The 252-nt window shown below is 65.1% G+C and carries 1 protein-coding gene; it reads left to right on the top strand.

Annotated elements, in window-relative coordinates; translation table 11 throughout:
- Positions 1-252, top strand: a 252-nt coding sequence (locus tag SB725_RS32735) for a KUP/HAK/KT family potassium transporter (RefSeq protein WP_410923644.1), incomplete at both ends; no start/stop codon positions are given.

The following is a 252-nucleotide window of genomic DNA, read 5'->3' on the forward strand; positions in this document are numbered from 1 at the left end:
GCATCGATGAAGGGGCGCTGCCGCTGCCGGTGTTCATCAGCAGCATCCGCATACAGCCGCCGCACCGGGTTGAAGGTACTGCTGTGTTCCTGACTGCACGGCCGGACGCCGTGCCCCATGCGCTGCTGCACAACATGTTGCACAACCAGGTGCTGCACAGCCAGGTGGTGCTGCTGACGGTGGTGAGCGAGGACCGGCCACGGGTGCCGGAGCAGGAGCGTTTCGAGGTGGAAGCCTATGGCGACGGGTTCT

The organism is Pseudomonas sp. SIMBA_041 (genome assembly GCF_046535095.1).
GTDB lineage: Bacteria > Pseudomonadota > Gammaproteobacteria > Pseudomonadales > Pseudomonadaceae > Aquipseudomonas > Aquipseudomonas mucoides.